Source organism: Sphingomonas jinjuensis, from assembly GCF_014197105.1.
Lineage (GTDB): Bacteria > Pseudomonadota > Alphaproteobacteria > Sphingomonadales > Sphingomonadaceae > Sphingomonas > Sphingomonas jinjuensis.
Genome location: NZ_JACIEV010000032.1, coordinates 1 through 1174, shown reverse-complemented (window position 1 = coordinate 1174; position 1174 = coordinate 1). Strand labels below are relative to the sequence as shown.

Below are 1174 nucleotides of genomic sequence, written 5' to 3'. Positions count from 1 at the left end.
AACGGGCGGGGTTAACCCCGCCCGTTGCTGTTCGAGCCCGGCAGCGAATGCGGCCGGGGTAGCGTAGCCGAGCGACGAGTGCGGCCGCTCGGTGTTGTAGTCGTCGACCCAGCGGGCCAGGATCGAGCGGGCTTGGCCAATGGTGAAGAACAGCGTCTCGTTGAGCAGCTCGTCGCGCATGCGACCGTTGAAGCTCTCGACGAACCCGTTCTGCGTCGGTTTGCCTGGTGCGATGTAATGCCACTCGATGCTGGCATCGGCGGACCAGGCGAGCACCGCATTGGAGGTCAGTTCGGTCCCGTTGTCGCTGACGATCATCTTCGGCCTGCCACGCTCGGCGATCAGATCGGCCAGTTCGCGCACGACCCGCCGGCCCGAAATTGACGTGTCGACTACCGCCCGGAGGCATTCGTGCGTCACGTCGTCGACGATGTTGAGCACACGGAACCGCCGCCCGGCGACAAGCTGGTCGTGGACGAAGTCGAGGCTCCAGCGCTGGTTGGGGAGCGCCAGCACCGGTGAAGGTGCCCGCGCGCCCACGGCGCGCCTTCGTCCTTTCCGGCGCCTGACCGTCAGACCTTCCTCCCGGTAGAGCCGCTGGGTCTTCTTGCGGTTGATCGTGATGCCGTCCCGGCGCAGCAGGATGTGCAACCGTCGATAGCCGAACCGCCGACGCTGCTGTGCCAACTCGCACAGCCGCGACCGCAGGTCGCCATCATCTGCCCGGCACGAGCGATACCGCATGCTCGTGCGATCCGCTCCGACAACCGCGCATGCCCGCCGCTCGCTCATCCCCAGGGTCGCCTGGAGATGCGCGACCGCTTGCCGCTTCGCGGCGGGCGTCACCACTTTTTTGACAGCAGGTCTTTCAACCCCGCGTTGTCGAGCATCGTATCCGCGAGCAGCCGCTTGAGCCGGACGTTCTCCTCCTCGAGCGACCGCAGGCGCTTCGCGTCGGACACCTCCAGGCCGCCGAACTTCGCCTTCCACGCGTAATAGGTCGCGCTCGACATCCCGTGCTTGCGGCACAACTCCGTCACCACTGCGCCCGCCTCGGCCTCCTTCAGAATGCCGATGATCTGCTCTTCCGAGAATTGCTTCCGCTTCATTCCGTCCGTCCCTTTGAGGGGCCGGTCTCTAGTTCCACCTGGATGAAAAAACGGGGGTCACGTCA

Annotated in this window: 1 protein-coding gene; it reads right to left on the bottom strand. The window is 65.5% G+C overall.

Translation table 11 applies throughout. The features are described from left to right. Window positions 1–1109, bottom strand: a protein-coding gene (locus tag GGQ80_RS18270) for an IS3 family transposase (protein ID WP_183987541.1) whose coding sequence is annotated in 2 segments (ribosomal slippage) — window positions 1–857 and window positions 857–1109 — 1110 coding nt annotated over the 2 segments. Because the reading frame shifts where the segments join, the coding sequence is not laid out codon by codon here. This gene is flagged as partial in the annotation. Window positions 1110–1174 lie beyond the last annotated feature (65 nt).